This window comes from uncultured Algibacter sp. (genome assembly GCF_905480415.1).
Taxonomy (GTDB): domain Bacteria; phylum Bacteroidota; class Bacteroidia; order Flavobacteriales; family Flavobacteriaceae; genus Algibacter_B.
In genome coordinates this window covers 1-7,180 of sequence record NZ_CAJQQI010000067.1, presented here as the reverse complement: position 1 = coordinate 7,180, position 7,180 = coordinate 1, and the positions used below count along the sequence as shown (strand labels likewise).

Sequence of the window (7,180 nt, the reverse complement as noted above, 5' to 3'; positions counted from 1 at the left end):
AACTGCCTTATGATCAAAACAATCTAGAGCTTCAGTTTGTTAGTTATAATCACCCATTTCCTAAAAAATTAGAATTTAGTTATAGCATCACAGGCCTTGATACCACTTGGAATAAAGTGGTAGACTCTAAGCTTATTAATTTACCTTATTTACCATATGGGGAATTTGAGGTCAACGTTTGTATTAAAGATCTTAACTCTGGTTTAATTACGCAGTCAAAATTGGCAAGTATCACCATCTTACCACCATTCTGGAAAACATGGTGGTTTAATGTATTGATGTTCGTAATTACCGCATCATCTCTTTTATTTGTGTACAAAAAACGTGTTTCGGTAATTCAAGTTAGAGAAGCAGAAAAGGCTAAAATTCAAAAGCGACTTATAGAAACCAAGCTCGAGGCCTTGGGCTCACAAATGAATCCACATTTTGCCTTTAATGCTTTAAATTCTATTCAGAATTATATAATCGATAATGATGTTGATAATGCGTTGTTGTACTTGTCTGAATTTGCGAAATTAATTAGAAAAACACTCGATCATTCCTCGCTTCAATTTATAAGTCTATCTGAAGAAATAAGCTATTTACAATCTTATGTTACTTTAGAAAACATGCGCTTTAACAATAGGGTTAAGGTTAACTTTGATTACAGCGACCTTGACATCGATGAGGTTCATTTACCACCTATGTTGCTTCAGCCTTTTATTGAGAATGCATTTGTACATGCGTTTGAAAAAACCCATCCCAAACCAGAACTAAGTATTTCGTTCTTCAGAAATGACAATGTTCTAAAGTGTATTATAAAAGATAATGGTAAAGGCATGGGCGCCACACTGTCGGGTCAATTACATCAGTCTAAAGGTCTCAAATTATTAAGAGAACGACTAAGTTTATTGGGCACCTCAGCAAATAATTTCTTTACTATAGCATCTGAAAAAGAGCAAGGAACAACCATATCTTTAAATCTAGATATCGCAGAATTTGACGATTAATTCTGTAATTAAAACGGCAATTGGTATATCTAAAGCATTAACTAATTGGTAAGTTAATTCATGCATTAATTCTATATTTTTACACTGCTATTAATTAATTCTTTGGGAGAATTATGTAAAAGGGGTCACTAGAAATAGTGGTCCTTTTTTTTGTCTTCATTTTAAAATTTTATCTCACAAAATTCTCTCCCTAATAATTTATAGTAGTGTTCTTGAGTTGATTAAAAACTTTCAATTGAAAAACTATAATTAGTTGTCTAAATTAAATTTTAAGACTTATGGTGTATATGCTTGATCCTGTTTTAGTTGTAAACACTTTTAGTATACCTATAATAAATGCAAACAGACTGTGGTATGTTTATTCCATTGTTGTGCTAATGCTCTAAAAACAAATGTTACAAATAGAAAGAGAAAACTTTTAAGGGGTGAAAATTTAGAAGATGCCATTTACAATATAATATGCGAAACGGACAGTAGGTAGACTACTTGATGATTTTCCAGAAGAACTAGAATTAGGCTCAAAACTTGGCATTAGGCCTGAAAGGGAAATCGATTAGAAAACTGCAAGTGGACTTTGCACTAGGTCTGGTAAAAACAATTCAGATGCTTGAATGTTTTTACCCATTATTAACGAATGACCGCCCGAGAGTTTAGCATACCAATATTTAAATATAAAATACAAAAGAGTCATAGAAAAAAACTAATAAAAGTGTATTAGTATCTCCTTTTTATTAAAAAACTCTACAGATTTTTATGCGAACCATCACAAAATGCAGGTTTAGACGTATGTTTACAATTACATAAATAAGCTGTTTTTGTTTCTTCTGCTACAAAAACTTTCGGGACAAAAGCAGAACCTTTGTGAGACCCATCGCAAAACGGTTGATTCGTAGATTCTCCACATGAACACCAGGCATAGGTTTTTCCAGCTTCTAATTCAACGGCTAATGGTGTTTTTCCTGCAATAGTTGGTTTTTCCATATTATTTGTCTTTGATGTAAAGATAAATTTAATTTTTAGTTAATGGTCTAAAAAAGTTACGCGTTCTATACAACACCATAGCCGAAGTAAGATATTTTAAATACGACCATAGCCTTGATAAGTATGCTTTAAAACTTTAATAAAAAAAAGGACGTGAATTAACAGCGTCCTTTGATTTATAATGATTGATGATTTAAAGATTATTTATATCGTCTTATGGCATCCCAAGTATTATGTCTTGTTTTATTAAAGCTTCTGGGAAAATGATTGTTTTTTAAAGTTCTCATGATTTCTATATTTTGATGGTTTTATTATAAAGTTGTTTAATTTTCTAAAAGATTTATTTGTAACGTCTTTTGCTGTTCCAAACAAAAGCTTTGGTAGAGCTTAATTTCTGGGTAATTTGATTGTTGTTTAAAGTTCTCATAATTTCTATATTTAAATTGTATTATACTCTATAGACGACAACAATTATGTTTTGTTACAGTACTATGCATAACAAAGTAATATTTTAACAGTTTTTAACAAATTAGTACGAATGATTATAATAGTTAAGAGCACATCCAAAGCGATTACCCTAGAAAAAAATCCTTTAGATTTATATGGAGGGATTATTTTGTGAGGTAGCTTATAACACACAGTATTAAGGCATAACCGATGTAAGAAGTTCTAAATACAGTTATAGTCTGTATAAGTATTCCGAAAAATTTAAATAGTTTCAATACGATATTCCGCAACCTTTTCTCTAGAACAATTTATAGTGTTGATATAGGGCCCCTGCTGCTGATATGAATGACATTTATCATTTTGCACCTTCAGACAGAATACTACATTTGAATTTATATAGTGTGGTTATGGCAAGTGCCTATATCCAATTATCGTGTGTAATTTAAAAAAACAGAACAGATGGCAGAGAAAACAGATGAATTAGACAATTATTTAGATAATCATTATATACATAGAAGTAATTGGTTAAGAGCTGCTGTGCTTGGAGCTAATGATGGAATTTTATCTACGGCAAGTATTGCAATTGGAGTTGCTGCTGCCAGTGATCTGCGAGAGCCTGTTATTTTGGCAACATTAGCTGGACTAGTTGCTGGTGCTTTATCAATGGCAGCTGGAGAATATGTTTCTGTAAGTTCGCAAACAGATGTTGAAAAAGGCGATATCGAACTTGAAAAACAAGAACTAAACGATATGCCAGAAATCGAATTACAAAGACTATCTGAGATTTATGAAAAAAGAGGTCTGAAAAAGGAGACCGCCTTAACAGTAGCCAAAGAGTTAACAGAACACGATGCTTTAGGGGCGCATATTAGAGACGAATTGGGAATTAATGAAATTAGCCAAGCTAAACCTATGCAAGCTGCATTTGCTTCTGGTACAGCATTTACGATTGGAGGATTGCTTCCTTTTTTAGTTACGCTCTTTCTTCCCTTAAAAAGTATAGAATATTCACTTTACGGTTTTGCACTATTTTTTCTTATAATTTTAGGAGCATTAGCTGCTAGGACAGGTGGTTCGAGTATCGGGAAAGCGATAATCCGAATTACGTTCTGGGGAACCGTCGCAATGGGACTGACAGCTCTAGTTGGTTATTTCTTCAATGTGAATGTCGGATAAAAAGCGATAATCAATACAATATGAAAATACTTTAACTGTAAAACACATCAATACCTGGAGTGGCGGCCAAGATGAGTTTACGGTTACCGGACTAAGAATGAATTCAGGGTTTTCATATGGTAATTGCATAGATGTAGAAGTTAACAATTATTTATGGTAAAATATATTTATTAAATTAAGATATCAAAAAGATTTGTTGGACTTGGTTAAAACCCCTAAACTTTGGGTTAAGCACCAAAACCCGTATTAATTATAGCCATGGTTGGCTGTAGTTTTTATTCTGTCCATAGATTTCCAATTGAATATGTTTTCGCTTTTCCACGTATTATTACCCTATCTTTTCTGTTTTGGCATTGTAATTTTCCAATTCTATCGGAAATTTGTATTGCATTTAATTCATTTTTTCCAAGTTTTAATGACCAAAATGGAATTAATGAACAGTGAGCTGAACCTGTTACAGGGTCTTCTAAAATCGATGCTTGAGGTGTAAAGAATCTCGATATAAAATCACAGTTTTCTCCTTTTGCTGTAATAATTACTCCGCCAGGATCAAGATTTATTTGGTCAAATATTTGTCTCTCAATTTTGATGTTTTCAACTTCTTGCTCTGTTTCGTAAACCAATAAATAATCTCTTGATTTATAAACTTCTTTCGGTTGTATATTTAATGATTTTTTAATTATTTCAGGTAATTCTGAAACAATGGGTATTCTTGAAGGTAAGTCCAAACTATATAAATCATTTTTTATAGTAACATTCAAATCTCCACTCAATGTTTCAAATGTTATTTTGTCTTTAGGATAGTTTAAAATTGACTTTAGACAATGAGCAGTCGCAAGTGTTGCGTGTCCGCATAAGTCCATTTCAATTTCTGGAGTAAACCATCGCAAATGTATTTTATCACCATTGTCTACAAAAAAAGCAGTTTCAGCAACAGCATTTTCTTTAGTGATTTTCAACAATGTGCTATCAGGTAACCAATCTTTTAAAGGAACTACACAGGCTGGGTTTCCACCGAATATTTCATCCGTAAATGCATCTATTTGATAGAGTTCAAGTTTCATTCTTATTCGTTCTTGTAAATTACTGCCAACGTGTGTATATAGTTACTGGTAACTATATATCTATTATATGTTCACTCAAATTTAAGTAATTATATTACAATATGAGTTTTGATTATAAAGAGAGTTGATTTTGAGCTATTAACTAGAGGCTAAATAAATACCTCTTATACTACAGGAAAAAATTTTATAAAACATCCAGAACCCCAAGGTTATACAACATCTTACAAAGACCTACACCAAAAGAAAAGTGATATTTTTTAGACCGGGGTGTGAGATTTACAAGTTTTAGTTCTGATTTTTTTGGCTTTTTTCTGATATGGCTTCAAAGGTTTTTAAGGTGCAGGGAATGTTGCTGATAAAAAAACTTTTATTTTTTTAAATGACACGACATAATGTGCTAGCAATACATAAATCGTACAAATATGCGTACTAAAAAACCCCAAAATATTGATTATCAATATATTGAGGTTTTGTATTGCGGAGAATGAGGGATTCGAACCCCCGGAGGTGTGACCCTCAACAGTTTTCAAGACTGCCGCATTCGACCACTCTGCCAATTCTCCTTGAGTGCCTAATCAAGCTATTTGCCTGAATGCGGGTGCAAATATAGCGTCCTTTTTCATTCTATTCAAATAAAAAACAAACTTTTTAATAATATTTTTTACAGAAAATCTTAAACCTAATTAATTTAATATTGTGATAAAAAAACACATTTCAAAGCTTATTTTTGCAATAAAGATTTATAAATATATGAATACCATTGATAAATTAAAGTGGCGTTATGCTACTAAAAAATTTGATACAACTAAAAAGCTATCTAATGCTAAACTAAATACGTTAAAAGAAGCATTTAATTTAACGGCGACTTCATTTGGTTTGCAAACTATAACTATGCTAATTGTTAGCGACAAAGAAGTACGAGATAATTTAGTACCACATTCATATCATCAAAAACAGGTTGCAGAAGCTTCACATTTACTAGTTATTTGTATTAAAGACAACATAATTAATTCAGATGTGGTAGATTATTATAACAATATAAAAAATACCCGAAATACATCAGAAGAGATTCTAAATCCATTTAGAGAAAGCTTAATGAAAACGATGAATGGAATGACTGTTGAAGAACGTCAAAATTGGTCTAAAAACCAGGCTTATATTGCACTTGGTAATTTGATGACTGTTTGTGCAATTGAAGATATTGATGCTTGCCCTATGGAAGGATTTGTACCAGCTAGGTTTGACGAGCTACTTCAATTACAAGAAAAAGGATTAAAATCAGTTTTGTTATTACCAGTTGGGTATCGAGCGGCTGATGATATGTTTGCTGAACTTAAAAAAGTTAGAAAATCAATTTCAGAAACTGTTATTGAGTTATAAAAAATAAATTATGCCAGGATTTGAATTATTTGGAGATTTAGAGCGAAAAGAAGTAAACGATGTATTAGACAATGGCGTACTTATGCGTTATGGTTTTGATGGTATGCGAAATGGCCATTGGAAAGCTAAGGAGTTAGAATTCGAATTACAAAATACTTTTCAATCTAAACACGTACAACTCGTTTCTAGCGGAACAGCAGCAGTATCTGTAGCATTGGCCTCTGCTGGGGTAGGCGCAGGCGATGAGGTTATTATGCCGACGTTTACGTTTGTAGCCAGTTTTGAAGCTATTATGATGCTAGGAGCCATTCCTGTTTTGGTAGATGTAGATGATACGTTATGTTTAAACCCAGAAGCTGTAGAAAAAGCCATTACAACTAAAACAAAAGCTGTTATGGTCGTACAAATGTGTGGTAGTATGGCAAATATGGACGCATTGCAAAAAGTGTGTACTAAACATAATTTATTATTAGTAGAAGATGCCTGTCAAGCCATTGGTGGAAAGTATAACGGTAAACCACTAGGAAGCATAGGAGATTTAGGATGTTTCTCATTCGATTTTGTGAAAACCATAACCTGTGGCGAAGGTGGTGCCGTAATTACAAACAATAAAGCGTATTATTTAAACGCCGACCATTACAGCGATCATGGTCATGACCATGTTGGTAGTGATAGAGGGGCAGAAACACATCCCTTTTTAGGTTATAATTTTAGGATTTCAGAACTTCATGCAGCAGTTGGTTTAGCGCAAGTAAAACGCTTACCAGAATTCTTAGAGATTCAAAAACGAAACTTCAGTATATTGCGTGAGGCACTGTCTGAAATTCCAGAAGTTACGTTTAGAACCGTACCGGAAGGCGGAGAAGAAAGTTGTGCCTTTTTAAATTTCTTTTTACCAGATTTAGAAATAGCCAGAAAAGTTATCCTAGGTTTTAAAGAAAGTGGGGTAGATGCTTGTTGGAATTATTACGATAACAATTGGCATTATATTAGGGCATGGAATCATTTAAAAGAATTAAAATCATTATATCCAATTTCCACAGAAGTGAAAAAAGGTTTAGAAGATCTTAAAACTAGAGACTATTCAGAATCAGATCATTACATCGCCAGAAATATATCTTGTTTAATAAAACTCTCTTGGAC

6 protein-coding genes and 1 tRNA gene are annotated in these 7,180 nt (G+C 32.7%); 4 read left to right on the top strand and 3 right to left on the bottom strand.

Annotation, left to right across the window (positions count from 1 at the left end):
* On the top strand, positions 1–989 hold a 989-nt coding region (locus tag QZ260_RS05305), incomplete at its 5' end, for a histidine kinase (protein WP_295983613.1).
* A 741-nt stretch (positions 990–1,730) separates the two neighbouring features.
* Here QZ260_RS05305 and QZ260_RS05300 read toward each other — a convergent pair.
* Positions 1,731–1,970, bottom strand: a complete 240-nt coding sequence (locus QZ260_RS05300) for a CDGSH iron-sulfur domain-containing protein (protein ID WP_295983611.1) — start codon at positions 1,968–1,970, stop codon at positions 1,731–1,733.
* 906 nt (positions 1,971–2,876) lie between these two features.
* Here QZ260_RS05300 and QZ260_RS05295 point away from each other — a divergent pair.
* Complete coding sequence (locus QZ260_RS05295; RefSeq protein ID WP_295983610.1) at positions 2,877–3,593, top strand: VIT family protein; 717 nt, start codon at positions 2,877–2,879, stop codon at positions 3,591–3,593.
* Between the two features lie 275 nt (positions 3,594–3,868).
* Here the strand turns inward: QZ260_RS05295 and QZ260_RS05290 are convergent, their stop codons facing one another.
* Complete coding sequence (locus tag QZ260_RS05290) at positions 3,869–4,657, bottom strand: PhzF family phenazine biosynthesis protein (RefSeq protein WP_295983609.1); 789 nt, start codon at positions 4,655–4,657, stop codon at positions 3,869–3,871.
* Between the two features lie 478 nt (positions 4,658–5,135).
* Positions 5,136–5,220, bottom strand: a tRNA-Ser gene (locus QZ260_RS05285).
* Positions 5,221–5,407: 187 nt separating this feature from the next.
* Here QZ260_RS05285 and QZ260_RS05280 point away from each other — a divergent pair.
* Together QZ260_RS05280 and QZ260_RS05275 are read left to right on the top strand one after the other, a co-directional pair.
* Positions 5,408–6,037 (top strand): NAD(P)H-dependent oxidoreductase, encoded by a 630-nt coding sequence (locus QZ260_RS05280; RefSeq protein WP_295983607.1) that lies wholly within the window; start codon positions 5,408–5,410, stop codon positions 6,035–6,037.
* A gap of 10 nt (positions 6,038–6,047) precedes the next feature.
* On the top strand, positions 6,048–7,180 hold a 1,133-nt coding region (locus QZ260_RS05275), incomplete at its 3' end, for a DegT/DnrJ/EryC1/StrS family aminotransferase (protein ID WP_295983605.1).